Genomic DNA, 25,290 nt, shown 5'->3' on the forward strand with positions numbered 1-25,290 from the left:
TACAAGGCGGCCTTCTATCTGTTTCGGTGCAGTAACCCTCCTCCCCGACACTCGGTGGCAGCAATCACCTCGTGCGGTGGCGTGCATCACCGGCCAGGCGGTTTCGGAAAGCGTGCCGAGGCCGTACGGTCCGCTCTCACGGGTTGTGTCGGTCGGCCAGCAATTCCGGGAGGGAACGTCATGCCGGACGCGGACGTGAACATCGCACTGCCAGCCATGAGGGTGTCCTACGAAGCGGGCGTGCTTGACGAGTCCTCGCTGGCCGAGACGTGGCACGAACAGCTGAAACTCTGGCTGGACGAGGCGATCGAGTTCAAGATCCCCGAGCCCAACGCGATGGTGCTGGCCACGGCCGACCGCGAAGGCCGCCCTTCCTCACGCACCGTGCTGCTCAAGGGACTCGATGACCGGGGAGTGGTGTTCTTCACCAACTACACCTCGAACAAGAGTCACGATCTGTTGGCCACCCGCTATGCCTCCGCCACTTTCCCGTGGTTCTCGATGCAGCGTCAGGTGAGCATCCGCGGCGGTGTGGAAAAGGTCGGCGCCGCGGAGACCGCGGAGTACTGGAACAGCCGACCGCGCGGTTCCCAGCTCGGCGCGTGGGCTTCCCCGCAGTCGCGCGTGATCACCGGCAGGAACACGCTGAACTCCGCGTTGAACTCGGTGCGCAGGCGCTTCGCCGACGCCGAGCAGATCCCGGTACCCCCGCACTGGGGCGGCTGGCGCATCCGGCCGGAGATCGTGGAGTTCTGGCAGGGCCGCGAGGACCGCATGCACGACCGGCTGCGCTTCCGGGACAACCGCGACGGCTGGAAGGTCGAGCGGCTCGCCCCCTGAGCCCGGCCGGGCACCCTTCCGCGTGAGCCGGAATACGCTTTCACGCCCGGCGACCGTTACTTAGGCTAAGCACGTGGATGACGCGGCGGATTCTCGAACTCAGGGCCCCGAGACGATCGATCCGCCGCCGGTCCGCAAGGGGCGGCTGCGCCGGATCGTGATCGACACCGAGCCGCTGCGCATCGCCGACTTCCGGCGGCTGTGGCTGTCCGGCATCGTCACCGCGGTCGGCAGCCAGCTGGCCACGGTCGCCGTCCCCAAGCAGCTGTTCGACCTCACCGGTTCCTCGGCGTGGGTCGGCTTGGCAGGCGCGTTCGCGGTGGTCCCGCTCGTGGTCTTCGGCCTGTGGGGCGGGGCGATCGCCGACGCCGTCGACCGGCGCAAGCTGCTGATGGTGACCAACGTCGGCGTCACGCTGACCTCGGTGCTGCTCTGGGCGCAGGCCGCGGCGGGGATGGACTCGCCGTGGACGGTGCTGGTGCTGCTCGGTGTGCAGCAGGCGTTCTTCGCGGTGAACATGCCGACCCGCAGCGCGGTGCTCGCCCGGCTGATCCCGTTGCGCCTGATGCCCTCCGCGCAGGCGCTCAACTCGACGACGTTCTCCGTCTCCGCCGTCTTCGGCCCGTTGCTCGCGGGCGCGCTGCTGCCGTTGGTCGGGCTCTCGACGCTGTACCTGATCGACGCCATCGCCCTGACCGCCACCCTGTGGGCGGTCTTCCGGCTGCCGCCGATGCCGCCGCTGGGCGACGACGCGCCGACGCGCCGGGCCGGGCTGCGCGAGGTGGTCGACGGTTTCCGCTACGTCGCGACCCGCAGCATCCTGCTGGCCTCGTTCCTGCTCGACATCATCGCGATGGTGGCGGGCATGCCCCGCGCGCTGTTCCCGGAGATGGCCGAGCGCACCTTCGGCGACCCGCCCGGCGGCGGCCCCGCGCTCGGCCTGCTCTACGCGGCGATCCCGCTGGGCGCGGCGGTCTGCGGGCTGTTCTCCGGTTGGTTCATGCGGGTCCAGCGGCACGGCGTCGCCATCGCGGTGTCGGTCGCCACGTGGGGCATCGCGATGATCGGCTTCGGGCTCTCCGGATCGGTGTGGTGGGCCGTGGCCTTCCTCGCCTTCGGCGGCGCGGCGGACATGGTGTCGATGGCCTTCCGCGGCGCGATGCTCCAGGCCGCGGTCACCGACGAGATGCGCGGCCGGATGCAGGGCATGTTCACCGTCGTGGTCGTTGGCGGACCGCGCGTCGCGGACATGCTGCACGGAGCGGTGGGCGCTTCGATCGGCGCGGGCGCCGCGGCTGCGGGCGGCGGAGCGCTCGTGGTGCTGCTGACCGTCGTCGCGGTTCTGTTCCTCCCGGCGTTCTGGCGCTACATGGCGCCTAAGGACGGAGAGCCAGCCCAGCGCTGAGCGTGGCGGCCAGCTCCTCCGCCAGCGCGCCGTCCGGGTCCAGATCCGGGTCGAACACCGTGACCTCCATGCCCAGGCAGTTCGGGGCGCTTGTGAGGCCGGACAACAGTTCCGCGAGTTCGGAGTGCTCAAGGCCGCCCGGGTCAGGGCTGTCCACGGCGGGCATCACGGCGGCGTCGAGGATGTCGACGTCGAGGTGCACCCAGAACCCGTCGAGGCCGTCGAGGCGTTCGCGAGCCCACTGCGCGCTCGGTGCTGCGCCCGCCGACTGGATCTCCGCCGCCGTGCGCACCATGATCTCGGTGTCCGCCAACTCCTCCGAGGCTTCGTCGTCCTCGCGGATTCCCATCAGCACCACGGAGTCGTCGGCGAAGATCGGGCCCGATCCGTCCACATTGGACAGATCGGGCTGGCCGCGACCGGTGACGAGCGCGAGCGCTTCCCCCGCGGCCGCGCCCACGTGCTCGGAGTTGCCGGGGTGGCGGAAGTCGGAGTGCCCGTCCAGGTAGACCAGGCCCGCCCGGCGCACGTGACGGCGAACGGCGGCTCCGGTGCCGAGCAGGATGCCGCAGTCGCCGCCGAGCACCACGGGAAAACGGCCTGCGCCAAGAAGATCGCCGACCCGCGCGGCCAAGCGGCCGGCGTAGCCGGCGATCTGCGCCGCGTGGAAGACGCCGTCTCCGGGCTGCCAGTCCGCCCGGTCATACCGCGGCGCCACCAGATGCCCGGCGTCCTCCGCGCCGAGCCGGGACAGCAGTCCGGCATCGCGCAGGGCTCCCGGGGCCTTGGCGGTCCCGGGCACGGTTCCCGGTTTCGGTGGACGCAGGCCGAGGTTCGACGGGGCGTCCAGCACGGCGACGGTCCTCATGTGAACCACCGTAGCAACTACGCCGGTTATTGGAGAACCATATCGACAAGCGATACCATCGTTTTTCGATATGTTCGGGGAGGCCTCGTGAAGCAGAAGAACAACCCGCTGGACAACCCGGCGGAGCCCGCGGCGGCGATCGTCCGGGTGCTGCTGGCGCTCGTGGCGCTCGGCCTGATCGTCAGCATCGCGAGCGCGGTGTTCGGGTCAGGCTCGTTCCACCCGTTCACCGCGGACCGGCTCTGCGAGGAGAGCGGGAGCGTCACGCAGCGCGAGCTGGCGATCGAAGGACTGCGGCCGGGCACGGCCGCGCTCGCCACGGAGATCCGCTTCTGCGCGGGTCCGGTCACCGTCTGGCAGCGCGTGCTGTGGGGCGTGGCGAACCTGCTCGGGACGGTGGTGCAGCTCGGGTTGCTGGTGTTCGCCCACCGGTTGGCCACCGCGGTCCGGGACAGCGGGCTGCACACGGCGCTGACCGCGCGGCGGCTGCGCGTGCTCGGCTGGTTGCTGGCGGCGGGCTGCGTCACCGCCAGCGTGATCGAGTCCGCGGCGAGCGCCGCCTTCCTGGCCACCGTCCTCGATCCCGGCCGCTACAACGTGGTCTGGTACATGAACTGGGAATTCCCTTTGTGGCCGGTCATTCTCGGTTGTGTGCTGCTGTCGCTGGCGAGGATCATCCGCATCGGCAGCGAACTGGAGAAGGACCTCGAAGGGACGGTGTAGATGTCGGCGGACTCCGAGACACACGGCGTCCGGGTGCATCTGGACCGGCTGCTCGCCGAGCGCGGGATGACGCTCACGGAACTGGCCGAACGGGTCGGGGTGACCGTGGTGAACCTGTCCGTGCTGAAGAACGGCCGGGCGCGGGCCATCCGCTTCAGCACGCTCACCCGGCTGTGCGAGGTTCTCGACTGCCAGCCGGGTGATCTGCTCAGTCACGACCGCGGAGATGAAAATCTATCGGGAAATAACCTTTTGAATTAGCTCGAAGAACATGTGGCGCGGTCGGCTTCTTGTACGCATCGTGACCAGGCACACTCTGTGGTCATGTCCGAGACGACGTCGCCCAGCACGGCCACAGCCGCCGCAGACGGCCAACCGGAGCTGAAGCGGGCCATCGGCCCGAAACTGCTGTTGTTCTTCGTGATCGGTGACATCCTTGGCACCGGTGTCTACGCGCTGATGGGCGATGTCGCAGGCCAGGTCGGTGGGGCGCTCTGGGTGCCGTTCCTGATCGCCTTCGTCGTCGCTTTCCTCACCGCGTTCAGCTACCTCGAACTGGTGGGCAAGTACCCGAAGGCGGCGGGCGCCGCGCTCTACACCAACCGCGCCTTCCGCAAGCCGTTCTTCACCTTCATGATCGCCTTCGCGGTGATGTGCTCCGGGATCACCTCGGCCTCCTCGGCGGCCGTGGCCTTCGGCGGCACCTACCTCAAGGAGTTCGTGCAGACACCCGCCCCGTGGGTGGCGATCGGCTTCATCGCGCTGCTGGCGTTCATCAACTTCCGCGGTGTCGGCGAGTCGGTGAAGGCCAACGTGGTGCTCACCATCATCGAGCTGTCCGGCCTGGTGATCATCGTGGCCATCGGCGTGATCGCCATCGCCAACGGCCAGGGCGACCCCGGGCGCCTGGTGGAGTTCAACACCGCCAACCAGAGCACGCTGATCGCGATCACCTCGGCCACCTCCCTGGCGTTCTTCGCCATGGTGGGCTTCGAGGACTCGGTGAACATGGCCGAGGAGTGCAAGGACCCGGTCAAGATCTTCCCGCGCTCGATGCTGCTCGGCATGGCCGTCGCCGGCTCGATCTACGTGATGGTGGCCGTCACCTCCTCGCTGCTGATCCCGGCCGCCGGGCTCAAGGCGGCGGGCAGCGGCGCGCTGCTGGAGGTCGTCAAGGTCGGGGCGCCCGGCTTCCCGCTGGCCCTGTTCTCCTTCATCGGCCTGTTCGCCGTGGCCAACTCCGCGCTGATCAACATGCTGATGGCCAGCCGACTCGTCTACGGCATGGCGAACGAGAAGATCATCCCGATGCCGTTCGCGCGGGTGCACCAGACGCGCCGCACCCCGTGGATCGCCATCGGCTTCACCAGCATCATCGCGGTGTTCCTGGTCGCCTTCGTCCCGCTCAAGGACCTGGGTGGCACCACCGCGCTGCTGCTGCTGATCGTCTTCACCGTGGTGAACATCGCCTGCCTGGTGCTGCGCAAGGAGAAGGCCGAGCACAAGCACTTCAAGGCGCCGACGATCGTGCCCGTCATCGGCGCGATCACCTGTGCCTACCTGGCGCTGCCGTTCACCGGCCGGGCCCCGCAGCAGTACGTCCTCGCGGGCATCCTGCTCGGCATCGGCCTGCTGCTGTGGCTGGTCAACTGGTTCTTCTTCCGCCGCAAGCAGCACCTGAAGGCCGAGTTCGACGCGACCGCGCTGACCAAGTAAGCGGGCTGAATCGTTTGCGTAGGCTGCCCCCATGGGAGCGGGGCAGCCTACGGGCGAGCAGTTCGAGATCACCAACGGCACGGCGCGCGCCGTCCTCACCGAGGTCGGCGCGTGCCTTCGGGTTTTCGAAGTGGCGGGCGTGCCGTACGTCAGCAGTTTCGCCGAGACCGAAGCGCCACCGCTGTCGGCCGGACTGGTGCTCGCGCCGTGGCCGAACCGGGTCCGGGACGGCCGGTGGAGCTTCTACGGCGAGCCGCAGCAGCTGGAGCTGAGCGAGTCCAGGCGCAACGTCGCCATCCACGGCCTCACCAGGACGATTCCCTGGCAGGTGGTGGAGCGCTCCACCTCGGCGATCACCCTCGGCGTGCGCATCGAGGCCCAGGCGGGCTGGCCGGTGCCTATGCACACCACCGCGCGCTACGCCCTCGATGCCGACGGTGGCCTGACCGTCACGCACACCATGCTCAACGCCGGCGACCGGAAGACCCCGTTCGGCGTCGGTGTGCACCCCTACCCGTGCGCGGGCCGCGCCGCCGCCTACGAGTGCACGCTCCAGCTCGCCGCGCGCACCAACCTGCCGGTCGACCAGGACCGCCTGCTGCCCAACGGCCCCGTCGCCCCGCTCGACGGCGGCGAGTTCGACTTCCGGGAGCCGCGCAAGCTCGACGGGATGGTGCTCGACCACACCTACGGCGGCTGCGTCCCCGATGCGGACGGGATCATCCGGCACCACCTGGTGGGCCCGGACACGGGCGTGGAGATCTGGGCGGAGCCGGACTTCGGCTGGGTCCAGGTGTTCTCCACGACCGGCTTCCCGGGGACCAGCTCGGCGATCGCGGTGGAGCCGATGACCTGTCCGACCGACGCGCTCAACTCCGGCATCGACCTCCGCGAGCTGGAGCCGGGGCAGACCTGGTCCGGCAGCTGGGGACTGCGCCCGATGTCCTAGCCGCGTGCGCCCGATGTCGGCGAACAGGTCAGATCGGGTTTCTCCCGCTGCACGGAGCGGTTACCGTCCAGCCGTGGATGTCGCGATCACTGGTGGATATGTCGTGCCCGTCGCCGCCGAACCCATTGACGGCGCAACGGTGCTGGTCCAGAACGGGAAGATCACCGCGGTAGGCGCGGACGCCGACGTGGAGGTGCCGGACGGCGTCCCCGTCGTCGACGCCTCCGGCTCGTGGGTGCTGCCCGGCTTCGTCGAGGCGCACGCGCACATGGGCGTGCACGAGGAGGCCGAGGGCTGGGCCGGTCAGGACACCAACGAGATGACCGATCCGGTGGGCGCCAGGATGCGCGCGCTGGACGCGATCAACCCGGCCGACATGGGCTTCGCCGACGCGCTCTCCGGCGGTGTCACGACCGCGGTGGTCAAGCCGGGCTCGGGCAACCCGATCGGCGGCCAGACGGTCGCGCTGAAGTGCTGGGGCCGCACGGTCGACGAGATGCTGATGGTCGAGCCGGTCAGCGTGAAGAGCGCGCTCGGCGAGAACCCGAAGCGGGTCTACGGCGACAAGAAGACCCTGCCGTCGACCCGGCAGGGCGTCGCCGCGGTGATCAGGGACGCGCTGACCAAGGCCCAGGACTACCGGGCGCGCAGGGCGCACGCGGCCGAGGAGAACAAGCCCTTCGAGCGGGACACCACGATGGAGGTGCTGGTCCGGGTGCTCGACGGCGAGCTGCCGTGGTGCCAGCACACCCACCGGCTCGACGACATCGCCACCGCGCTGCGGCTGGCCGACGAGTTCGGCTACCGCCTGGTGATCAACCACGGCACCGAGGGCCACCTGATCGCCGACGTGCTGGCGGAGCGGGACATCCCGGTGATCATCGGGCCGCTGCTGACCTCGCGGTCGAAGGTGGAGCTGCGCAACCGCTCGCTGCGCAACCCCGGCCTGCTGGCCAAGGCGGGCGTGCGGATCGCGATCACCACCGACCACCCCGTGGTGCCGATCCACTTCCTGGTCCACCAGGCCACCCTGTCGGTCAAGGAGGGCCTGGACCCGGACGTGGCGCTGCGCTCGATCACCACCAACCCGGCGGAGATCCTCGGGCTGGACGACCGGGTCGGCGCGCTCAAGCCGGGCCTGGACGGCGACGTGGTGATCTGGTCCGGTGACCCGCTGGACGTGATGAGCCGCGCGCTGCAGGTCTTCATCCAGGGCCGGGAGGTTTACCACTACGACGCCGACCGCGGTGAGGGCGTCGTCACCGACCCGTTCCGCAGGGGCGCCCAGTGATCGTGGTGGGTGGCGAGGCCCTGGTCGACCTCGTGCCCTCGCCGTCCGGTGAGTCCACTGTGGAGGGTCTGCCCGCGCTGCTGCCCCGGCTGGGCGGCGGGCCGTACAACGTGGCGGTCGCGCTCGGCCGCCTCGGCGCCCGGGTGTCGTTCCTGTCCAGGGTGTCCACCGACTTCTTCGGCGACGCGCTCGCCGGGCGGCTCGGGGCGTCCCGAGTGGACACCTCGCTGCTGCAACGCGGTGCCGAGCCGACCACGCTCGCCGTCGTCGGGCTGGCCGAGGACGGCTCCGCGCGCTACTCCTTCCACGTCGAGGGCACCGCGGACCGGCTCGTCGCCGATCCCGGGCCGCTGCCGGAGGAGGTGCGGGCGGTCTCCCTCGGCACGCTCGGCATGGTGCTGGAGCCCGGCGCCTCCGCCTACGAGGCCGTGCTGCGGCGGGAGGCCGGGCGCGGGCGGTTCACCGTGCTCGACCCGAACATCCGCGCCGCCTTGATCACCGATCCGGCCGGCTACCGGGAGCGGTTCCTGGGCTGGCTGCCGCACATCGGGCTGCTCAAGCTCTCCGTCGAGGACGCCGCCTGGCTGGCCGACGCGGGAGACCCGTGGCCCGCGCTGCGCGAGTGGGCCGGAATGGGGCCCGCGGGCGTGGTGGTGACGCTCGGCGGGGACGGGCTGGCGGTTCTGACGGCGAGCGGTGGTCTGGTCCGGGTGCCCGGTCAGCGGGTCGAGGTGGTGGACACCATCGGCGCCGGGGACACCGTGCACGCGGCGATCCTGCACTGGCTGGACACCGCGGGCGCGCTTTCCACGGAATCGGCACGGGAATTGCCGGACGAATCTTGGCGGGAAGCACTGGAATTCGCCGCGCGGGCGGCCGCGATCACCTGTTCCAGGGCGGGCGCGGAACCCCCCTGGGCGGACGAGCTGAAATAACGAATGAACGTATTGCGGAGCCGGGAACGTCACGCGGAGTTCCCGGCTCCGCCACGTTCGGCAACCGTCCGGGTGCCCACGGCGAGTGCGACGCTTGCCGCCTGGGCGGGATGCTCGCCCGGATGGCTCAATCGTTGCGACACCGTTGTCATTCGGACCCGCCCGGACGCTCGTCCGGCATTGGTCCACCGCGTCGGCGCTCGTCATCGCGCCCTGACCGGTACAGATACCGTTCAGTAACCGTAAAGTGCGTGGTCTGGGCCACCGAATGCGGCGAACCGGACCGTACGCGCGTTATGTGATACCTGTCCCAACTGCCCCGAGCGGGTAAGTCGATGGCTGCGAAGAGGGCGGATCGCCTACTAGCTTGGAGTCTCCAGGACCCCAACGAGGCGGTGCTGCGGACGGACATCCCGACCGTTTTCCACCCGTCCTCGTCCGAGCGTGAGAGGGACTCGCATGCCCGACGCGACGACCGCGCCTGACCAGGCGGCCGAATCGGCCGAAGCCACCACCGTCGCACTGCGCCACCCGGGCGGCGAGCACGAGATGGGTCTGGTGACAGCCAGCGAGGGCGCGCCAGGAATCGATCTCGGCAAACTGCTCGCGAAAACCGGTCTCGTCACTCTGGACACCGGTTTCGTCAACACCGCTTCCTGTTCCTCGGAGATCACCTACATCGACGGTGACGCGGGAATCCTGCGCTACCGCGGTTATCCGATCGAGCAGCTGGCGGAGAAGTCGACCTTCGTCGAGGTGAGCTACCTGCTCATCCACGGCGAGCTGCCGACCAAGGCCCAGCTCGACGACTTCACCACCAAGATCAGCAGGCACACCCTGCTGCACGAGGACCTGAAGCGCTTCTTCGACGGCTTCCCGCGCGACGCGCACCCGATGCCGGTGCTGTCCTCCGCGGTCTCCGCGCTGTCCACCTTCTACCAGGACAGCCTGAACCCGTTCGACGACCAGCAGGTCGAGATGTCGACCATCCGCCTGCTGGCGAAGCTGCCCACGATCGCCGCCTACGCGTACAAGAAGTCGGCCGGCCAGCCGTTCCTCTACCCGGACAACTCCCTTGGCCTGGTGGAGAACTTCCTCCGGATGACCTTCGGGTTCCCGGCGGAGCCCTACGACGTGGACCCGACGCTGACCAAGGCGCTGGACCTGCTGTTCATCCTGCACGCCGACCACGAGCAGAACTGCTCCACCTCGACCGTGCGCATGGTCGGCTCCTCCGAGGCCAACCTCTTCGCCAGCATCTCCGCGGGCATCAACGCCCTGTTCGGCCCGCTGCACGGCGGCGCCAACCAGGCCGTGCTGGAGATGCTGGAGAGCATCAAGGCCGACGGCGGCGACGTCGACAAGTTCGTGGAGCGGGTGAAGAACAAGGAGGCGGGCGTCCGCCTCATGGGCTTCGGCCACCGCGTCTACAAGAACTACGACCCGCGCGCGGCGATCATCAAGAAGACCGCGGACGAGGTGCTGAAGAAGCTCGGCGGTGACGACCAGCTGCTGGAGATCGCCAAGAAGCTGGAGGAGCGCGCGCTCGCCGACGACTACTTCATCTCCCGCAAGCTCTACCCCAACGTGGACTTCTACACCGGCCTGATCTACCGCGCGATGGGCTTCCCGACGCGGATGTTCACCGTGCTGTTCGCGCTGGGCAGGCTGCCGGGCTGGATCGCGCACTGGCGCGAGATGATGAAGGACCCGGCCACCAAGATCGGCCGCCCGCGCCAGATCTACGTCGGCCCCACCGAGCGCGACTTCGTCGAGCTCGACAAGCGCTGACCCCCGCTTTTCCCGGACCGCCCCGTCGCACCCCGCGCCGGGGCGGTTCTCTTTGCGGCCTACTGGGTACGGTTCCCCGGTGAGTGCGTCGATCATGTGGTTCCGGCGGGACCTGCGGCTCGGGGATCATCCGGCTTTGGCGGAGGCGGGGCGCGCGGCTGACCGCGTGCTGGCGCTCTACGTGCTGGACCCCCGCTTGGTGAAGGCCTCGGGAGCGCCGAGGCGGACATTCCTCTACCGCTGCCTGCGCGAGCTCGACGAGCGGTTGGACGGGCGCCTGCACGTGGTGCACGGCGACCCCGCGGAGGTGCTGCCGCGCGTCGTGCGGGAGTACGGGGCGACGAGCGTGCACGTCTCCGCGGACGCCGGGCCGTACGGGCGAGAGCGGGATGCCTTGGTGGAGAAGGCGATCGACGCGAAGTTCGTGCGCACGGGGTCGCCGTACGCGATCACTCCCGGGCGCGTGGTGAAGGGCGACGGCACTCCGTTCAAGGTGTTCACGCCGTTCTACCGCGCCTGGGTGGAGCACGGGTGGCGCGGGCCCGCGAAGACCTCCAAGTCCACTGTGGACTGGATTGGTCCGTCCACGAAGGACGCGATTCCGGCGGACGAGGACCTGGGCGGGATGACCTTGCCCGCGGTCGGAGAGGCCGCGGCACGCCAGGCGTGGCGGACGTTCCGGGAGGTGCGCTCGGACTACGCCGAGCACCGCGACCGCCCCGATCTGCCTGGCACGAGCCGGATGTCGCCGTACCTGCGGTGGGGGTGCGTGCACCCGCGCACGTTGCTCGCCGACCTCGGTGCGGAGGACGAGGCGTACCGACGCGAGCTGGCGTTCCGGGACTTCTACGCCGATGTGCTGTGGCACCGCCCGGAGACCGCGCGCGAGAACTACGACCGCCGGTTCGACGTCCTGCCGTACGACGAGGGCGACGAGCTCTTCGACGCTTGGCGCGCCGGGAAGACCGGGTTCCCCATCGTGGACGCGGGGATGCGGCAGCTGCTCGCCGAGGGGTGGATGCACAACCGCGTGCGCATGATCGTCGCGAGCTTCCTGGCGAAGGACCTGCACCTGTGGTGGCGGCGCGGTGCGGCGCACTTCATGCGGTACCTGGTGGACGGCGATCTCGCGTCCAACCAGCACGGGTGGCAGTGGACCGCGGGCACCGGCACGGACGCGTCACCGTACTTCCGCGTGTTCAACCCGATCACCCAGGGGGAGAAGTTCGACCCCGACGGCGACTACGTCCGCAAGTACGTGCCGGAGCTGCGCGGGGTGCCCGGGAAGCGCGTGCACCAGCCGTGGAAACTCGACGGCGGTGTGCCCCCGGGCTACCCCCTCCCGATCGTCGACCACGCCGAAGAACGCCTCGAAGCGTTGCGGCGCTACGACATCGTCAAGAACTCAGGTTGAGCGGAGGGCGTCGCGGAGCTTGACCCGGCTGCCGGTGCGCAGGACGGCGTTGCCGAACACGCGCCCCGCCAGCCAGATCAGCCCGGCCAGCGCCGCCACGGCGAGCACGACCGACACGATCACCTGCCACGCCGGGGCGACGCCGAGCGCGGCTCGCGCGGGCATCACGATCGGCGAGAACGGCGGGATGAACGACAGCACCTCCAGCAGCTTGCTCTCCGGGTCGCGCGGGATCGTGATGAACGTCAGCACGAACGGGATGATCGCGGAGAACATCAGCGGCTGGACCACGGAGTTGATGTCCTCCTGGCGCGACACCAGGGAACCCGCCATCGCGAACATCACCGCGTAGAGGAAGAAGCCGAGGAAGTACCAGACCACCGCGGACAGCACGGTCACCAGCACCGCGCCCTGGGGCAGCGTGAGCACGCCGAGCTGGATGGCCGCGGTGAGCCCGACGCCGGCGACGATGCCCATCTGCAGCAGGCCGACCAGCCCGATGCCGAGCACCTTGCCCGCGAGCAGCTGCCACGGCCGCACCGAGGACAGCAGCAGCTCGATGACGCGGCTGGACTTCTCCTCGACCACGCCCTGCGCGACCGCCATGCCGAACATCAGCAGCGAGCCGTAGAGCAGGAAGGTCACGCCCATCGCCACGCCGAGCCGTTCCCCGCGCTCGGGGTCCTCCGGTTCGATGGTGCGCACCTCGAACCTGGCCTCGGCGACGGCGGTCCGCACCGCGTTGGGGTCCAGCCCGGCCTCGGCCAGCTCGGCGTCCAGCGCCTGCTGCCGGACCAGGCCGTCCAGGGCCGCGCGGACCTGGTTGCCGAGGTCCTTCTTCACCAGCACCTGGAGCTTGTCGGTGGCGCCGCTGACCAGGACGTCGATCTCGCCCTCGGTCACCTGGCGCTCACCGGTGGCGACGTCGGGGACGGTGGTGGTCGTGACGTCCTCGCCGAGCGCCTTGGCCGAGGCCTTCAGCGGTTCGGCGAGCACGCTGGCCTGCCCGGTCATCCCGACCGTGGTCTGCGACATGCTCTGGCCGACGAAGAACATCACGCCGACGTAGGCCGCGATCACCACGATGATCGCCGCGGTGCCGATCACGAAGGCCTTGGACCGCACGCGCGTGTTCAGCTCCCGCTTGGCGACCAGCCAGACCCCGCGGGAGACGGAAACGGAACCCTTGCTCATGCCGCGCGCTCCTCGGTGACCACGTTGCGGAACAGTTCGGTGAGGGTGGGCCGGAGCCGGGTGAACTCGTGCACCGGCCCGGTGTCCAGTGCGGCGCGCAGGACCGCCTGGTCGTCGGTGCCGTCGGCCAGCTCCAGGACGGTGCGGCCGTCGAGGTGGCTGATCATCGTCACCCCGGGCAGCTCGTCGGCCCAGCCGTAGTTGGCCAGCGGCGCGTGCACCTCGATCCGGTTGGCGCCGCTGGCGCGCAGCTCCTCGACCGTGCCGTTGGCGACCATTCGTCCACTTCGGACAATTCCGACCCGGTCGCACAACCGCTCCACCAGGTCCAGCTGGTGGCTGGAGAACACCACCGGGACGCCCGAGTCGCACTTGTCCCGCAGCACCTGGCTCATCACGTCCACGGCCACCGGGTCGAGGCCGGAGAAGGGCTCGTCCAGCACCAGCACCTCGGGGTCGTGCGCCAGCGCCGCGGCCAGCTGCACGCGCTGCTGGTTGCCGAGGGAGAGCTTCTGCACCTCCTCGTTGCGGCGCGCGGTCAGGCCGAGCCGTTCGGTCCACTCGTCGGCCGCCTTGCGGGCCGCCGCCGCGGTCATCCCGTGCAGCTCGGAGAGGTAGACCAGCTGTTCGGTGACCTTCATCTTCGGGTAGAGCCCGCGCTCCTCGGGCATGTAGCCGATGTGCCGCCGCGTCTCGAAGGTGATCGGTTCGCCGTTCCAGCGGATCTCGCCGGAGTCGGCGGAGAGCACCCCCAGCGCGATCCGCATGGTGGTGGTCTTGCCCGCGCCGTTGCTGCCGACGAAGCCGAACATCTCGCCTGCTCGCACGGAGAAGCTCATGTCCTGCAACGCCACGACGGAGCCGTAGCTCTTGGAGACCCGATCGATCTCCAGCACCGCGTCGGACACGGTGTTCTCCCTCCGGTGGGCGGTGGTCGGTAGTGCGAAGTCTGTCAACTCATCGGCCGGGTGCACAAAGGAACACGGGCATCGCGGCCCAACTCACAGATATCCGGTGGCCGTGGCGGGGACACCGGCTTACCTTCGGCTCATGGACCCGCTCAGCCAGGACGACATCCGCTCGTCATTCGTGAACTGCTCCAAGGGTGAGGCGAAGGGCGTGACCCTGCCCGCCAGGGTGGAGACGATCCAGTGGGCGGACCTGGAGTTCCTCGGCTGGCGCGACCCCAAAGCCCCCGGCAGGGCCTATCTGGTGCTCTGGCACGACGGTACGCCGGTCGGCCTCTCGCTGCGCGCGACCACGCCGCCGACGAGCAGCCTGCGCTCGTCGATGTGCGGCTTCTGCATGACCGTGCACGGAACCTCGGACATCGCGATGTTCTCCGCTCGCCGCGCGGGTGCGGCGGGTAAGGCCGGCAACACGCTCGGTACGTACCTGTGCCGCGACCTCTCGTGCTGCCTCTACGTGCGGCGCAAGCTCCGCCCGGAGGTGCCGCAGCCGAACGAGACCCTGTCGGTCGAGGACCGGATCGCCCGCCTCGAGACGAACGTGCACCGCTTCGTCGCGGACGTGCTCGCCAAGGTCTAGGCGAGGATCACGGGACCCGTCTCGACGCGCAGAAGTCCTTCCCCGGCAAGGGTGCGACCGCGCCGATCATCCGCCTAGACGCCCTCCAAAGCCCGTCGCACCAACGATTCCACCCGGGAGGCGGCCTTGTCGCGGTCGGCGGGCACCAGGCCGATGCGGGTGCGCCGGTCCACCACGTCGTCGGCGTCGAGCGCGCCCTCGTGCCGCACCGCCCACACCACCTCGGCCGCGGTGATGCCCGCGGCAACCTCCTCGGCCAGCTCGCTGTCGAACTCGCTGAGCGCGCTGATCCTGGGTGCCTCCGCGCCGTAGCGGGCGACGAGCGAGGCCGGAGCATCCACAATGGACAAGTAACTCGGCGGGGCGGAGCCGACCAGGGGAACGCGGTCGGTCCGCGACTCACCGCAGTGCAGTTCTCGTTGCCGCACGATGGCGTCGACCGCATCGGCGGCCATTCTCCGGTAGGTGGTGAGCTTGCCGCCGACGATCGTGATCACACCGTCGCGCGAGCGCAGCACCGCGTGCTTGCGGGAGAGGTCGGCGGTCTTGCCGTCCGCGGAGTCGATCAGCGGCCGCAACCCGGCGTACGAGCCGATCACGTGTTCCCGGCCGATTCGCTGCTCCAGCACCGATGACGCGACGCCGAGCAGGAAGTCCACATCGGACTCGGGCACTTCCGGCACGTCCGGAACGGGCAGTTCGACCGGCTCGTCGGTGAGTCCGAGGTAGACCCGCCCGCCCAGCTGCGGCAGCACCAGCACGTAGCGGTTGCGCTCACCGGGCACCGGCACCGTCAGCGCGGACTGCGTGATCCCCAGGTCGGCACCGGAGAGCACGAGGTGCGAACCCCTCGACGGCCGCAGCCGGACACCGTCGACGACCTCGCCCGCCCACACCCCGGCCGCGTTGATCACCGACTTGGCGCGGATGTCGAAGGAAGCCCCGGTCAGCTCGTCGCGGACCTCGGCACCGTCCCCGCCGACCTTGAGCGCGCGGACGCGGGTGAGGATGCGCGCGCCGAACCCCGCCGCGGTCCTGGCCAGCGTGACGACCAGGCGCGCGTCGTCGATCAGCTGGCCGTCGAAGGACAGCAGGCCGCCGCGCAGCCCTGCCCGCCGAAGCCCGGGCGCCAGCGCGAGCGTCTCGGCGATCGGCACGCGCCGCGGCCCGGGCAGCACGGAGCTGGGCGTGCGGGCCGCCCTGCGGAGCGCGTCACCGGCGTGCAGACCGGCGAACAACACTGCCTCGGAACGACGGGAGATCCCTTCGCCGCCACGGGTTTTCGCGTGCAGCGGAATGAGCTGGGGAAGCGCGCGGATGAGGTGCGGAGCAGTGCGCGTCATCAGTAGTCCGCGCTCGACGGCGCTCTCGTGGGCCAGCCCCACATCCCCGCGTGCCAGGTACCGCAGTCCGCCGTGCACGAGCTTGCTGGACCACCTCGACGTGCCGAACGCGAGGTCGTGCGCCTCGACGAGGGCCACGGAGAGCCCGCGCGACGCGGCGTCCAACGCGACTCCGGCCCCGGTCACGCCGCCGCCGATCACGAGCACGTCGACGACCTTGCCGCCCGCGAGCGCTTCGAGTTCGGTGGCGCGCCGCCCGGCGTTGAGCGAGGTCGCCCGCAGTGAGCCGGCGGGGAGCGGGGTCGCGGTCACGCTGTCGCCTCCGGTGTCAGAGCGGCGTCGAGCATGTGCGCCAGCTCGGTGTACAGGGCGTCCTCGTCGACGTCCGAAGTCGCCGGGCGGAGTGAGAGCACCATCGTCTGCGCGGTCAGCAGCAACATCCGCACCTGCGCGCTCGTCTCGCCCCGGCGGATCGAGCCGTCCGCGTGCCCGGCGAGCACCTGGTCGTGGAGGAACTGCTCGGCGATGCGCTGCGTGCTGCCCAGCCGCTCGAAGACGTACGGGATGAGCAGCTGCGGGTCGACTTCGAGAACACTGCGCAGGAGCGGACTCGCGCTGAGCAGCCGCACTCCCTCCACCACGCACGCCACCAGCCTCCGCCGCATCCCCCCGCCGTTCACCCCGAACGAGTCGTTCGGTGCGTTGAGCGCACTGAATGACCCATTCGGTGCGTTCAAGTACCTCAATGACCCATTCAGTGCGTCAGGGGCGGCGACCTGGCCGAGGAGGGCGCCGAACTCCCTGGTCATGAGGGCCGCGAGCAGCGAGTTCACGTCGGGGAAGCGGCGGTAGAGGGTCATCCGGCTGACCCCGGCCCGCCGGGCCACCTCGCTCAGCGTCGTGCGCCGCACGCCCAGCGCGAGCACGCACTCGCGCGCCGCGTCCAGCACGGTGTCGTCGTGCACCCGGTTCGCCGGGGGCCGCGGTTCCGCTGGGGTGTGACATTCGGCGGTCATGTGTCACACTCTAACCGTGAACCAGCGCATCGACCACACCCTTCGCGGGAGCTGGACCTCGGCCCCCGCCGCCGAAGCGCACCTGCCGCCGCACGCGCTGCGTTGGTTGCGCTCCCGTACCGGTCTGGGCACCACGATCACCCCGGAGGCGCCCGGCTCGGTGCTCGCCGTCCCGGACTCGCGGCTTGGCTCGACCGTGCGGACGGCGCTCGCGGAGGTCGTCGGCGAAGCGCACGTGCTGGTGGACCGCGACGCCCGCCTCGGCCGCGCGGGCGGACTGTCCTATGTGGACTTGATGCGGCGCAGGGGTGCGGGCGAGCCGGATGTTCCGGACGCCGTGGTGCTGCCCGCCGACCCCGAGCAGGTGCAGCGAGTGCTCGAAGTCTGCGTCGAGCACGACATCGCCGTTGTTCCCTTCGGAGGCGGCACGTCCGTGGTTGGTGGCGTGAACGCGTTGCGGGGCAACAAGAACGCCGTCATCTCGCTCGACCTCGTCCACCTCGACCAGCTCGTGTCGGTCGATCCCGTCTCGCACACCGCGGTGTTCCGTGCCGGAGTGCGCGCGCCTGATGCGGAGCGCCTGCTCGCCGCGCACGGCTTCACGCTGGGGCACTTCCCGCAGTCCTTCGAACGCGCGACGCTCGGCGGGTTCGCGGTGACGCGCTCCTCCGGCCAGGCATCGGCCGGGTACGGGCGCTTCGAGGAGATGGTCGTGGGAGTGCGGATGGCCACGCCCCAGGGCGAGATGCGACTCGGTGGTGTGCCCGCCTCGGCGGCGGGGCCGGACCTCAAGCGACTGGTGATCGGCAGCGAAGGCTTGTTCGGCGTGGTCACCGAACTGACCTTGCGCGTTCGGTCCGCGCCGCGCGTCAAGCACTACGAAGGCTTCATCCTCGACGGGTGGGACCGAGGGGCGGACGCGGTCCGCGAACTGGCTCAGGCAAGGGCGCTCGCTGACGTCACCCGACTGTCCGATGTGGACGAGACCGAGGTCTCCTTCGAGCTGTCCGGCGGGTGGAAGGTCAAGGTGCTCAAGGCGTATCTGCGTGCGCGTGGCGTCGTCGAGCCGTGCATGCTGGTCCTGGGCTGGGAAACCGGCTCACCGCGAGAGCTGGCGACGCGCCGCACGGCCGCGCTGCGCAGGCTGCGGCGGTTCCGCCCGGTCGCGCTCGGCCGCGCGCTGGGCGAGACGTGGCGCAAGGGGCGGTTCAACGGGCCTCGACAGCGGGACGTGCTGCTCGACGCGGGCGTGTGCGTCGAGACGCTGGAGACCGCGGCGACGTGGTCGGACCTGACCGCGTTGCGCACTGCCGTGCGGGGGGCGCTGATCGAATCCCTTGGCACGCACGGCAGCAGCCCGGTCGTGATGTGCCACATCTCCCACGCGTACGAGACCGGCGCTTCGCTGTACTTCACGACGCTGACCCCGCGCTCCGCCGACGACCCGCTCGGGCAGTGGCAGCGCGCCAAGGTCGCGGCCTGCGAGGCGATCGTCCGGCACAGCGGCACGATCAGCCACCACCACGCGGTGGGCGTGGACCACGCGCCGTGGCTCGGGGCGGAGATCGGCGACCTGGGGCTCGAAGTGCTGCGCGCGGTGAAGCAGCGCCTCGACCCGACGGGCGTGCTCAACCCGGGAAAGCTCGTCGGCGACGCAAAACCGCTGCCGTGAGCACGGCGGCCGACACCCCGCCAACCGCGTTCGCGCAGTAGTCGGCGGTTGAACACACGCGTCCCGGGATCTGGCTCTGCACTATCTCGATCAAGCCCGGCAACGCGATCGCCAGCCACACGCCGTATGCGGTGCGGCGGGTGGCCAGCACGACCGCGATCACCACAGGCGCGAGCACCAGCAGGTTCAGCACGTTCTCCAGGTCTCCGCCGAGCTGGGCGAGCGAGCGCAGCAGCTTGGTCGCCCGAGTCGGCAAGCACTGCGTCAGCGTGGGCGGACTGCGTTGCAGCCCCGGCCCGAACGTCAGCGCCAAGGTGGAGCTGAGCAGCAACAACGACATCAGGGACCAGCCGGGGTGCCAGCCGGTGCGCGCGGCGAGCGGGCGCCAGAGCAGCAGGCTCACCGCGGTCCCGGCCAGGAGCCCGAGCGCGGTCCACCACGTGATCGGAACGCGGACGTGAAGGATGTACACGGACGCGATGCTGCCTCGTGGGGTGTAGCGGGATAGTGTGGCCTGGGTGACCGGTGATCTCCTGATCCGTTCGGTGCGACCCTGGCCCCACACCGCCGGTGGGCCCGAGACGGATGTCCTCTGTCAGGGCGGCAGCATTGCCGCGATCAACTCCGACATCCCGGCCCCGGACGGCGTCCCCGTGGTGGACGGGCGCGGAGGGGTGCTGCTGCCCGCGTTCGCCGACGCGCACGCGCACCTCGACTCCACCCGTCTCGGCCTGCCGTTCCGCGAGCACACAGCGGGCCCGGGCCTCGCCGGGCTGATCGAGAACGACCGCGCGAACTGGCGCTCGGCGGAGAAGGGCGTCACCGACCGGGCCACCTACACGCTCGGCCGCACGATCGCCGCGGGCGCGACCCTGGTCCGCAGCCACGCGCAGGTCGACACCGACTCCGGACTCGAACGCCTCGAAGGCGTGCTCGCGGCGAAGGAGGCCCACGCCGCGCGGGCCACCGTGCAGGTGGTCGCCTTCCCGCAGTGCGGAATCCTGCGCGACCCCGGTACGGAGGACCTGCTCGACCAGGCGCTGCGCGCGGGCGCGGACCTCGTCGGCGGCATCGATCCGGCCGGCTACGACCGCGATCCGGTGCGCCACCTCGACATCGTCTTCGGCCTCGCCGAACGGCACCAGCGCGGGGTGGACGTCCACCTGCACGACTCCGGTGAGCTGGGTGCCTTCGAGATCGAGCTGATCTGCGAGCGCACGGCGGCCCTGGGAATGGCGGGCCGGGTGACGATCAGCCACGCGTTCGCATTGTCCACTGTGGACTCCGATCGGCAGGTCGCGCTGATCGACCTGCTCGCGGCCAACGACATCGCGGTCACCACGGTGGCCGGCGGCCGCGCCAACCCGCTGCCGCTGCGCCGCCTGCGCCGGGCCGGAGTGCGGATCGGCCTCGGTCAGGACGGCATCCGCGACTACTGGTCCCCGTACGGCAACGGCGACATGCTCGACCGCGCGTGGCAGTTGGCCTACCGCAACGGTTTCCGGGCCGATGACGAGATCGAGATGTGCGTGGACATCGCCACCAGGGGCGGCGCGCACGCGCTCGGCGTCGACCGGCACAGGATGCTCGAGGGCGACTCGGCGGACCTCGTCGTGGTTCCCGGCGACTCCGTGGCCGCGGCGGTGATGGACCGCGAGGTGCGCACCCTCGTCGTCCGCGCGGGCACACTGGTCGCCGCGAACGGGGAGCTCTACGCCTGAAATCGGAAGACGCGTGAGCGGGACGGCGGTATGAAGTCCCGATGAGCGACGTCGTCCACCAGCACCGCGCCCGGCTGGCGGCGCTCGACCCGCTGTTCCCCACGATCACGCCGCCGGATGACGCCGGGCGCATCGAGGTGCCGGGAGCTGTCGGCTTCTTCACCACGGAGGACAGCAGTCCCGAGGTCGCGCTGTGGGCGGCGGCTCGTCGGCACGTCCTCCGGGTTCGCCTGAGCACCGGCACGACCGGCGAACTGGGCCCATTGCTGGACGAGTGGGACAAGCACCTGACCGAGGTGTGCACGCCCGGCGACCGCGACGAGGCCGCCGTCATCAACTGGCCGAGCCGCGACAGCATCGCCGTGCGCGAGTTGGTCTTCCACGGTTTCTCGCCCGCGTCGGTCGTGGCCGTCCGGCCGATCGGACGCCCCATCCCGTCGCTCGCCACGCCCCACGAGGTCCGTCCGGCCGTGGTGGCGGACATCCCGGCGCTCGTCGAGCTTTCCGTGGCGCTGCACAGCCATGACGCGCGCTACGGCCTGGTCACCGAGCGGGCCAACGCGCGCGAGGTGCTGGCCGAGGAGATGCGGGAGGCGGTGGCTGAGGGGATCGTGCTGGTCGCCGAGCGCGACGGAGAGGTGATCGGGTTCGTCGAGGCCGAGGCGGGGGAGCGCGCGAGCTGGGCGCAGGCGATGGTCCTCGCCGAGCCGACCGCCTACCTGAGCAGGCTCTACGTCCGCCCTGACGCGCGCTCCAACGGCGTCGCCTGCGCCCTGGCCGCGGAGGTGCACGCGCGGTTGAACGACCTGGGCGCTCCCGTCACCCTGATGGAACACATCCTGGCCAACGAGTTCTCCACGCCGTTCTGGTACCGCCAGGGCTACCGTCCACTGTGGACCATCTGGCAACGCCGCCCGGCTGTCCGCTAGCCCGGAGCCGCTAGTCGCGTCTGCGGGGGCGGAGGAGGGTTCGTTTGGCCAGCACCTCTTCGAGGGCCTGGCGGGTGCGTTCGACCTCGCCGTCGAAGTGGTTCTGGTCGGCGGCGGGGACGGACTCGGCGGGTTTGGGCAGCGGCTTGATGGTCAGCCACCGCTCGTCCCAGAGCGCCTCGACCGCGGTCTCCCACTGGGTTTCCACGCTCATCCGCACGAGCCGTTCCCGGTCGGCGGCGCGGGCCAGTCGTTCGCCGTTGCGCTCCACCTCGATCTCCAGCTGCCGCGCGCGCTCCTTGTCGCGTTCGCGGGTGCGCTGCACCGCCTGGTCCACCCTGCCGGTGATCTCGCGGTAGCGCTGGCTCGCGGAGGTTCCCTCGCTCACAGCCACTCTCCCGTCATCACTGACCTCCGGTGATGTCGAAGGGGATCACGACCTCGGGCTTGGCGTGCTCGAACCGGTCGAAGAACAGGCCGCGGCGCGGCCGCGGCGCCCAGCTGATGATCTGCCCGGCGGCCAGGCTGGACAGCTCCTGCCCGTGCACGTCCAGCGCCACCCAGCTGCCGATGTCGTCGAGCGCGCCGCCGATCAGCGAGCTCTTGAGCCGCTGGGCGCTGCGCCACCAGCCGATGACGTGCGTTCCGAACTCCGGGCCGTGCTTGAGCACGAACTTCATCGTGTCCAAACCGGACTGACGGGTCGCCGGGTTCTTCTGCTCCAGCAACGGGTACGCCGCGTCGATCGCGTAGAGCAGCACGTAGTGCGGACGCGGGGTCTCGGCACAGGTGCCGGACAGTCGCGTGTTCAGTCCCTCGGCGAGGCCGTCCAGCTTCGCCCGGATGCCGTCGAGGTCGATCACGTCAACGCCGTGCCCCGCGGCCGTCAGCTCGTCGGCCAGCGCCTTGGCGCTCTCGGTCGCGTCCTCGGTCAGGTAGGCGACGGTGAAGTCCGCGTCGCCCGGATCGTGTTGCCGGGACAGCGACAGCGCCGCCGCGCCGAGCACGCTGGTCGCGTCCCGGGCCACCGAGCCGATCGCGGCGATGTTGCGCCCCGGCGAGCGGAGCAGGCGGACCTTGGCCGCGCTGCCGCTGACGTCGATGACCTGACCGAGCAGCGCGGTCGGCACGACGGCCCCGGGGCCGAGCTCCGCAAAGTCGTCCACAGTGGACAGACGGGGTACCTTCTCGCCGTCGAAGAGCAACGGCTCCGGCAGGTTCTCCGTGCGCCGCTGCCACAGTTCGAGCTGGAGCGCGTCGAAGGTGCCCTTGCTGGTCGCGTCCGGAACGCGCGCGATCTCGTTGCCGTGCCGCACCCCGGAGTCGTGGTTGATCACCGCGTGCCTGCGCGGGACCTCCATGGCGGCCATGTTGGTCTCGGCGAGCACCCGCCGCGCCTTGGGCAGCGCCACCCGCAGCACGAACTGCTCGAAGATCGCGGGCTTGCCCCAGAACGCCTCGATGCCGGAGACGTCCTGGCTGGAGAGCACCAGGTGGATGCCCTGCGACCGGCCGCGCCGCGCCACGTCCTCCAGCAGCCCGACCGCGCGGCTGGTGACCGCGTCCCGCTCGGCGAAGAGGTACTGGAACTCGTCGATCACCGCCACGATCCTGGGCCAGCGACCGGACGGGTCCTCCGCGCGCAGCTCCTCCAGCTTGGTGACCTCGTGGTGCTTGGCCGCGTCCGCCCGCCGCCGCATCTCGTCGGCGAGGAACTTCAGCAGCGCCAGGCCGAACTCCCGGTCCGCGTTGACGTTCACGCCGACCAGCCGCGCGTGCGGCAGCCAGCTCGGGTCCTTGCGGCCGGGGGTGAACTGCGCGAAGGACACGCCCTCCTTGAAGTCGAGCAGGTACAGCTCCAGCTCGTCGGGGGAGTAGCGGGACACCAGCGCGCCGAGCATCGCGTACAGGAAGTTCGTCTTGCCGGACCCGCTCGGCCCGCCGACGAGCACGTGCGGCGAGGCGTCGCCGATGATCATCGAGACCGGCTCGCCGTCGTGGTAGCCGATCGGCGCCTCCAGCCCGGACGCCGACGTGCCGGTCCAGCGCACCTCGGGCAGCAGGTCGTCGAAGGTGCAGACCCGGCTCCTGCGCTCCAGCAGCGCCTCGGAGATCGCGCCGCAGGCCCTGGTGACCTGCTCGCGGGGCAGCTGCGGGTCGAGCGTGACGGACGCGTGCGGGCCGGTCATCGAGCCGCGGATGACGCCGTCCTTGCCGACCCTGATCGTCTCCAGCGGCGAGTTCACCGTGATCGGCAGGTCGACCAGGATCAGCTGGATGCCGCAGGCGAGGCCGTTGCGGGCGATGCGCTGCAGCTTCTGCTGGAGCTGTTCCTCCAGCGCCGTGCGGTTGCCGAAGAGCACGGCCACCCGCCACGGTTCGCTGCGCTTGCCGGTCGCGTCGGCCACCGCGCGCAGCGACGGCCTGCCGTCGACGAGCACGCTGGTGTGGATGCGCCGGATGTGCTCGGCGAACTCGTCCAGCAGCTCGTGCAGCCGCGCCGGGTCGTGCACGGTCAGCAGACCGGCCCTGGCCAGCGGGTAGAGCCCGGGCAGCGCGCCGGTGAGCTGGGCGACGTCCCAGACGTGCAGCTGCACGGTGCCGGGCTGGAAGTAGCTGATCAGCCGCAGCAGCAGCCCTTCGACGGTGCCCTCGATCTGCGCGCGCGTCTCCGGGGTGGAGCTGAACGACAGGTGCGACTCGTCCAGCAGCGGGACCGCGGCGGGGAACTCCTCGCGCTCGGGAGCGCGGTCGATCACCGCGGAGCCGACCCGCCAGAGCCCGGGCACGTCGCCGCTGCCGTCGCGCTGGCCCGCGTGCCCGAGCCAGGTCTGCCACGGCTCCCCGGCCGGTCCCGGCGCGGCCTCGGTGACCAGCCGGTGCAGCTCCAGCGGCCCCTGACCGGTCCAGCCGGTGAAGATGCCCTGGTACTCGTCCAGCGCCTGCTGGATCACCGGCTTGAGCAGCGGGTTGTCCAGGCAGCGGCGGAAGGCGGGGTCGTCGACCGCGGTGGTCACCCCGGTCTGCCGGATCCACAGCTCGAACATGCTGCGGGCATGGGCCACCGCCGCCCGCGAGTGGTCCCGGGCGGCCGCGCCGAGGGCAAGGCCCACGGTCTCGCGGAACTCCTCGAACGCGTGCTCGATCTTCTTGCGGCGTTCGGTCCGCTTGTTCAACGCTCACCCCAACGGCGTTGTCGGTTTCCCCATGATCAAGTTATCAACGCCGGAGCACGGGTTCCTCAGAGGGCCGCGGCGAAACCGCCGACCGCCTCCGTCCCCTCGGCCAGCCTGCCGAGCAACCGCTCCAGCAGCTCCTCCGCCCTGGCCAGCTCCGGGGGCACCAGCGAGCGCTGGTGGCCGGTGGACAGGTCGGCGAACTCCTCCGCGGCCTCGGCCAGCCGGTCCGCAGCGGCGCGCGCGTGGTGCACGGCCGCGCCGAGGTGCTGGCACACCACCTCGAACGCGGCCCGCAGTTCGGCGACGGACACGGCCTACAGCCGGTTCGCGTAGTCCTCGGCGGTCGAGATCGCCTGGGTGACGCCGTTCTGCACGTTGTTGAGGTCCTCCAGCATCTGGGTGAACATGCCCTGGATCTTCTCGGCGTCGTCCTGCGCGCTGCCCTCGGACGCCTGCACGAACGCGGTCTGCGCCTCTTCGATGGCCGAGGCGGCCTGTTGGAGGGCGGCGATGCTCTCGTTCGCCTTCTCGGTGGCCAGGCTGATTCCCGCTCGAACCTGCTCGACGCTTGCCATGTCGCTTCAGCCCTTTCAACACGTCGTGCGCTGCGGCCGACTCCTGTGGGCCCCACCGGCCGCACTTCGAAAGTAATACCGGTCCGGTCCACCTGCGCAAGCACGAGGGAACAAGATCGGCCAATAGGGCGTCTCACGCCCCCGCGCAGGTCCTCACCTGTGCGTCTTCCGATCGGGTGCG

Annotated in this window: 24 protein-coding genes; 14 read left to right on the plus strand and 10 right to left on the minus strand. The window is 70.4% G+C overall.

Annotation, left to right across the window (positions count from 1 at the left end):
- The first annotated feature begins 216 nt into the window (after positions 1-216).
- Positions 217-840, plus strand: coding sequence for a pyridoxamine 5'-phosphate oxidase (pdxH, locus tag BLT28_RS31390; RefSeq protein WP_407638768.1), 624 nt, complete (start codon positions 217-219; stop codon positions 838-840).
- 115 nt (positions 841-955) lie between these two features.
- Complete coding sequence (locus tag BLT28_RS31395) at positions 956-2,245, plus strand: MFS transporter (protein WP_043810185.1); 1,290 nt, start codon at positions 956-958, stop codon at positions 2,243-2,245.
- Here the strand turns inward: BLT28_RS31395 and BLT28_RS31400 are convergent.
- Entirely contained in the window at positions 2,217-3,113 is an 897-nt protein-coding gene (locus BLT28_RS31400) for an arginase family protein (RefSeq protein WP_081899963.1), read from the minus strand. The two genes, BLT28_RS31395 and BLT28_RS31400, sit on opposite strands and share 29 nt — an antisense overlap.
- Positions 3,114-3,200: 87 nt before the next feature.
- On the opposite strand from BLT28_RS31400, the gene BLT28_RS31405 reads away from it, so the two are divergent.
- From BLT28_RS31405 to BLT28_RS31440, 8 genes are all read left to right on the plus strand, one after another.
- The gene (locus BLT28_RS31405) at positions 3,201-3,836 is read left to right on the plus strand and encodes a DUF2975 domain-containing protein (RefSeq protein ID WP_030427066.1); all 636 of its coding nucleotides are present in this window, start codon (positions 3,201-3,203) and stop codon (positions 3,834-3,836) included.
- The gene (locus tag BLT28_RS31410) at positions 3,837-4,097 is read left to right on the plus strand and encodes a helix-turn-helix domain-containing protein (RefSeq protein ID WP_030427065.1); all 261 of its coding nucleotides are present in this window, start codon (positions 3,837-3,839) and stop codon (positions 4,095-4,097) included.
- Between the two features lie 63 nt (positions 4,098-4,160).
- Complete coding sequence (locus tag BLT28_RS31415) at positions 4,161-5,552, plus strand: APC family permease (RefSeq protein WP_030427064.1); 1,392 nt, start codon at positions 4,161-4,163, stop codon at positions 5,550-5,552.
- A gap of 31 nt (positions 5,553-5,583) precedes the next feature.
- A complete protein-coding gene (locus BLT28_RS31420; protein WP_030427063.1) occupies positions 5,584-6,501 on the plus strand; it encodes an aldose 1-epimerase family protein in 918 nt (305 codons plus the stop codon).
- Positions 6,502-6,574: 73 nt separating this feature from the next.
- Positions 6,575-7,792 (plus strand): amidohydrolase, encoded by a 1,218-nt coding sequence (locus BLT28_RS31425; protein ID WP_030427062.1) that lies wholly within the window; start codon positions 6,575-6,577, stop codon positions 7,790-7,792.
- Positions 7,789-8,727: a carbohydrate kinase family protein gene (locus BLT28_RS31430; RefSeq protein WP_030427061.1), complete on the plus strand. Its 939-nt coding sequence runs from the start codon at positions 7,789-7,791 to the stop codon at positions 8,725-8,727. Before BLT28_RS31425 ends, BLT28_RS31430 begins: the two co-directional genes overlap by 4 nt.
- Positions 8,728-9,186: 459 nt before the next feature.
- Positions 9,187-10,518 (plus strand): citrate synthase, encoded by a 1,332-nt coding sequence (locus BLT28_RS31435; RefSeq protein ID WP_052406808.1) that lies wholly within the window; start codon positions 9,187-9,189, stop codon positions 10,516-10,518.
- Positions 10,519-10,612: 94 nt separating this feature from the next.
- Complete coding sequence (locus tag BLT28_RS31440; protein WP_030427059.1) at positions 10,613-11,932, plus strand: cryptochrome/photolyase family protein; 1,320 nt, start codon at positions 10,613-10,615, stop codon at positions 11,930-11,932.
- On the opposite strand, the gene BLT28_RS31445 is transcribed toward BLT28_RS31440, so the two are convergent.
- Together BLT28_RS31445 and BLT28_RS31450 are read right to left on the minus strand one after the other, a co-directional pair.
- The gene (locus tag BLT28_RS31445) at positions 11,924-13,126 is read right to left on the minus strand and encodes an ABC transporter permease (RefSeq protein WP_030427058.1); all 1,203 of its coding nucleotides are present in this window, start codon (positions 13,124-13,126) and stop codon (positions 11,924-11,926) included. The two genes, BLT28_RS31440 and BLT28_RS31445, sit on opposite strands and share 9 nt — an antisense overlap.
- Positions 13,123-14,034 (minus strand): ABC transporter ATP-binding protein, encoded by a 912-nt coding sequence (locus BLT28_RS31450; RefSeq protein WP_030427057.1) that lies wholly within the window; start codon positions 14,032-14,034, stop codon positions 13,123-13,125. The genes BLT28_RS31445 and BLT28_RS31450 overlap by 4 nt, the downstream gene beginning before the upstream one ends.
- Before the next feature lie 142 nt (positions 14,035-14,176).
- Between BLT28_RS31450 and BLT28_RS31455 the strand changes: the two genes are divergently transcribed.
- Positions 14,177-14,674, plus strand: a complete 498-nt coding sequence (locus tag BLT28_RS31455; protein WP_030427056.1) for an FBP domain-containing protein — start codon at positions 14,177-14,179, stop codon at positions 14,672-14,674.
- 74 nt (positions 14,675-14,748) lie between these two features.
- On the opposite strand, the gene BLT28_RS31460 is transcribed toward BLT28_RS31455, so the two are convergent.
- Both BLT28_RS31460 and BLT28_RS31465 read right to left on the minus strand, forming a co-directional pair.
- Complete coding sequence (locus tag BLT28_RS31460; RefSeq protein ID WP_030427055.1) at positions 14,749-16,299, minus strand: glycerol-3-phosphate dehydrogenase/oxidase; 1,551 nt, start codon at positions 16,297-16,299, stop codon at positions 14,749-14,751.
- A 26-nt stretch (positions 16,300-16,325) separates the two neighbouring features.
- Positions 16,326-17,033 carry a TetR/AcrR family transcriptional regulator gene (locus tag BLT28_RS31465; protein ID WP_081899962.1) on the minus strand — a complete coding sequence of 236 codons (708 nt, stop codon included), beginning with the start codon at positions 17,031-17,033 and terminating at the stop codon, positions 16,326-16,328.
- A gap of 16 nt (positions 17,034-17,049) precedes the next feature.
- Between BLT28_RS31465 and BLT28_RS31470 the strand changes: the two genes are divergently transcribed.
- A complete protein-coding gene (locus BLT28_RS31470) occupies positions 17,050-18,705 on the plus strand; it encodes an FAD-binding oxidoreductase (protein WP_030427053.1) in 1,656 nt (551 codons plus the stop codon).
- Here the strand turns inward: BLT28_RS31470 and BLT28_RS31475 are convergent.
- Complete coding sequence (locus BLT28_RS31475; protein WP_030427052.1) at positions 18,662-19,177, minus strand: VanZ family protein; 516 nt, start codon at positions 19,175-19,177, stop codon at positions 18,662-18,664. The two genes, BLT28_RS31470 and BLT28_RS31475, sit on opposite strands and share 44 nt — an antisense overlap.
- 46 nt (positions 19,178-19,223) lie before the next feature.
- Between BLT28_RS31475 and BLT28_RS31480 the strand changes: the two genes are divergently transcribed.
- Both BLT28_RS31480 and BLT28_RS31485 read left to right on the plus strand, forming a co-directional pair.
- On the plus strand, positions 19,224-20,426 hold the full coding sequence (locus BLT28_RS31480) for an amidohydrolase (protein ID WP_030427051.1): 1,203 nt from the start codon (positions 19,224-19,226) through the stop codon (positions 20,424-20,426).
- Between the two features lie 41 nt (positions 20,427-20,467).
- Positions 20,468-21,355: a GNAT family N-acetyltransferase gene (locus tag BLT28_RS31485; protein WP_030427050.1), complete on the plus strand. Its 888-nt coding sequence runs from the start codon at positions 20,468-20,470 to the stop codon at positions 21,353-21,355.
- A 10-nt stretch (positions 21,356-21,365) separates the two neighbouring features.
- Here BLT28_RS31485 and BLT28_RS31490 read toward each other — a convergent pair whose 3' ends face one another.
- The 4 genes from BLT28_RS31490 to BLT28_RS31505 form a co-directional block, all read right to left on the minus strand.
- Positions 21,366-21,743 (minus strand): hypothetical protein, encoded by a 378-nt coding sequence (locus BLT28_RS31490; RefSeq protein WP_052406807.1) that lies wholly within the window; start codon positions 21,741-21,743, stop codon positions 21,366-21,368.
- A gap of 16 nt (positions 21,744-21,759) precedes the next feature.
- Positions 21,760-24,531: an FtsK/SpoIIIE domain-containing protein gene (locus BLT28_RS31495; protein ID WP_030427048.1), complete on the minus strand. Its 2,772-nt coding sequence runs from the start codon at positions 24,529-24,531 to the stop codon at positions 21,760-21,762.
- Between the two features lie 65 nt (positions 24,532-24,596).
- Positions 24,597-24,845 carry a hypothetical protein gene (locus BLT28_RS31500; protein ID WP_030427047.1) on the minus strand — a complete coding sequence of 83 codons (249 nt, stop codon included), beginning with the start codon at positions 24,843-24,845 and terminating at the stop codon, positions 24,597-24,599.
- Between the two features lie 3 nt (positions 24,846-24,848).
- Complete coding sequence (locus BLT28_RS31505) at positions 24,849-25,109, minus strand: hypothetical protein (protein ID WP_030427046.1); 261 nt, start codon at positions 25,107-25,109, stop codon at positions 24,849-24,851.
- Positions 25,110-25,290 lie beyond the last annotated feature (181 nt).

It is taken from the genome of Allokutzneria albata (assembly GCF_900103775.1).
Classification (GTDB): Bacteria; Actinomycetota; Actinomycetes; order Mycobacteriales; family Pseudonocardiaceae; genus Allokutzneria; species Allokutzneria albata.

What these genes read in the sequence shown, in the direction of transcription:
- pdxH (WP_407638768.1), top strand. Translation starts at nt 217, where the DNA reads ATGAGGGTGTCCTACGAAGCGGGCGTGCTTGACGAGTCCTCGCTGGCC.
- BLT28_RS31400 (WP_081899963.1), bottom strand. Translation starts at nt 3,113, where the DNA reads ATGAGGACCGTCGCCGTGCTGGACGCCCCGTCGAACCTCGGCCTGCGT.
- BLT28_RS31410 (WP_030427065.1), top strand. Translation starts at nt 3,837, where the DNA reads ATGTCGGCGGACTCCGAGACACACGGCGTCCGGGTGCATCTGGACCGG.
- BLT28_RS31415 (WP_030427064.1), top strand. Translation starts at nt 4,161, where the DNA reads ATGTCCGAGACGACGTCGCCCAGCACGGCCACAGCCGCCGCAGACGGC.
- BLT28_RS31420 (WP_030427063.1), top strand. Translation starts at nt 5,584, where the DNA reads ATGGGAGCGGGGCAGCCTACGGGCGAGCAGTTCGAGATCACCAACGGC.
- BLT28_RS31435 (WP_052406808.1), top strand. Translation starts at nt 9,187, where the DNA reads ATGCCCGACGCGACGACCGCGCCTGACCAGGCGGCCGAATCGGCCGAA.
- BLT28_RS31440 (WP_030427059.1), top strand. Translation starts at nt 10,613, where the DNA reads ATGTGGTTCCGGCGGGACCTGCGGCTCGGGGATCATCCGGCTTTGGCG.
- BLT28_RS31445 (WP_030427058.1), bottom strand. Translation starts at nt 13,126, where the DNA reads ATGAGCAAGGGTTCCGTTTCCGTCTCCCGCGGGGTCTGGCTGGTCGCC.
- BLT28_RS31455 (WP_030427056.1), top strand. Translation starts at nt 14,177, where the DNA reads ATGGACCCGCTCAGCCAGGACGACATCCGCTCGTCATTCGTGAACTGC.
- BLT28_RS31465 (WP_081899962.1), bottom strand. Translation starts at nt 17,033, where the DNA reads ATGACCGCCGAATGTCACACCCCAGCGGAACCGCGGCCCCCGGCGAAC.
- BLT28_RS31485 (WP_030427050.1), top strand. Translation starts at nt 20,468, where the DNA reads ATGAGCGACGTCGTCCACCAGCACCGCGCCCGGCTGGCGGCGCTCGAC.
- BLT28_RS31505 (WP_030427046.1), bottom strand. Translation starts at nt 25,109, where the DNA reads ATGGCAAGCGTCGAGCAGGTTCGAGCGGGAATCAGCCTGGCCACCGAG.